The 2,023-nt window shown below is 64.1% G+C and carries 2 protein-coding genes; both read left to right on the top strand.

Annotated features, from left to right (window positions below; translation table 11 throughout):
• Nucleotides 1-362: 362 nt before the first annotated feature.
• A complete protein-coding gene (locus NKH04_RS33050; RefSeq protein ID WP_023672821.1) occupies nt 363-560 on the top strand; it encodes a hypothetical protein in 198 nt (65 codons plus the stop codon).
• Nucleotides 550-2,023: recombinase family protein (locus tag NKH04_RS33045; RefSeq protein ID WP_353045602.1), on the top strand; the 1,474-nt coding region annotated here is incomplete at its 3' end. The genes NKH04_RS33050 and NKH04_RS33045, both read left to right, overlap by 11 nt.

Below are 2,023 nucleotides of genomic sequence, written 5' to 3'. Positions count from 1 at the left end.
TTGTACAACACGACGAGAGAACGCCCACGGGACCGAGGAACGCAAGTTTCTTTATCCATGGCATCCCTGGGCCGGGCGTTGTGTTCACGTTCATGAGGTGATCGAGAAGGCTGACCGGGAGGTTTTCCGCTGCAGTCTCTCTGGCCACGCCTCCGATCGGTGGCTGGAGGTTCCGGCCTGGATGTTTGATCGCGCGGTCTGCACCGCGTGGCGCATTGCCGCTGCCCCACATGTCGATCCCAGAACGCTTGGCGTCTTGGTGACACTGCTGCAGGACGCGACGGCCAATTCCCACACCCCATCGCAATTGGAGGTTTCGGGCGCAGCATCGGATCCTCACGACGCGAATCGGGGAGAGGTCCATGCCGCGCCAGCCCACGACATATCAGTTCGATCTGTTCTCCAACCCGCACGATGCGGAGACCGCGCAGATGCCACCATGGCAGGCGCTGCCGGAAGAGACGCGCCTGACGCTGACAAAGCTGATGGTGCGCCTGATCCTCAACCACGTCGACGGCGAGCGCGCCGTTCCACGGGAGGAGGCACGCCATGATGCATGAGAAGATCCGGCCCCACCATCTGGAGCGAAAGGCGATCCTTTATGTGCGGCAGTCCTCGGCCCATCAGGTTCTGCACAATCGTGAGAGCAGCGCCCTGCAGTATGCGATGCGCGATCGCCTGGTCGCGCTCGGCTGGTCTTGCATCGAGACGGTCGATGACGATCTCGGCCGCTCTGCTGCTGGCGGTGTCGCGCGAGCGGGCTTCGATCGGATGGTCGCAGCAGTCTGTCTCGGCAAGGTTGGGGCGGTTGCGGCGCGGGAGGTATCGCGCTTCGCCCGCAACAGCCGCGACTGGCAGCAGCTCATCGAGATGTGCCGCGTCGTCGATACCGTGCTGATCGACCAGGAGACGGTCTACGCACCGCGCCAGGGCAATGACCGGCTGCTGCTGGGATTGAAGGGCAGTCTCAACGAGTATGAGCTCGATCTTCTGCGTCAGCGCTCCTTGTCGGCCCGCTATGAGAAGGCCCGGCGCGGTGAACTCGTCGTCGCTTCCCCGGTCGGCTTCGTGAAGGTCGGCGACCGGCTGGAGAAGGATCCCGACCGTCGCATGCAGGAGGCCATCACCCTTGTGTTTGACAAGGTGGCGGAACTCGGCAGTGCCCGCCAGGCCCTGCTCTGGTTCCTCGAACATGGGCTGGATTTGCCTGCCAAGCGCAACAATGGCGATGTGGTCTGGCGCAGGCCAAGCTATGCGACCATCCACCGAATGATCGAGAACCCGATCTACGGCGGCGCCTATGCCTATGGTAAGACTCGTGCTGCGTCGGGATATGATGCAACAGCCATTCGTTCGCGCAGCCGCCGTAAGGCGCGTGATGAATGGCTGGCGCTGATCCCGGGTGCACACGAAGGCTACGTCAGCTGGGAAAGGGCGGAAGCGATCCGCAAGATGGTGAGCGACAACGTGCCCACGAGCCGGCATCACGGGGCGCCCAAGCATGGCGACGCTCTGCTCGCCGGCCTTGTCCGCTGCCGGCGCTGCGGCCGCAAGCTGACGGTCCGCTACACGGGAACCAAGCACAACATTCCGCGCTATTCCTGCTGGCGTGGTCTGCTTGACAATGGCGAGCCGCGTTGCATCGCCTTCGGTGGACTACGCGTCGACGACGCCATCGAGGAAGCTCTTCTGCGGGTTGTCGAGCCGGCAGCGATAGCCGCGGCCGTCGAGGCCGAAGCGCAAGCGGCCAGTCGCCGCGATCAGGTCCGCGATGCTCTGATGCGCGATCGCGAGGCGGCACGCTACAACGCCGATCGGGCGTTCCGGCAATACGACGCCATCGATCCGCAGAACCGGCTGGTCGCGGCGGAACTGGAGTTGCGATGGAACCGGGCGCTTACGCGTGTCGGCGAGATCGAGAGCAGGATTGCCGCGCATGATGCCTCGACATCGGAGCCATCACTTCTGTCGCCAATACACGTCACCGCGCTCGCCGCCGATCTCAAGGCTGTATGGGCGGCGC

Origin of the sequence: Mesorhizobium sp. M1365 (assembly GCF_040317865.1) — a bacterium.
GTDB lineage: Bacteria > Pseudomonadota > Alphaproteobacteria > Rhizobiales > Rhizobiaceae > Mesorhizobium.
Note: the sequence above shows the minus strand (reverse complement) of the source record. Positions and strands in the feature narration are given on the sequence as shown.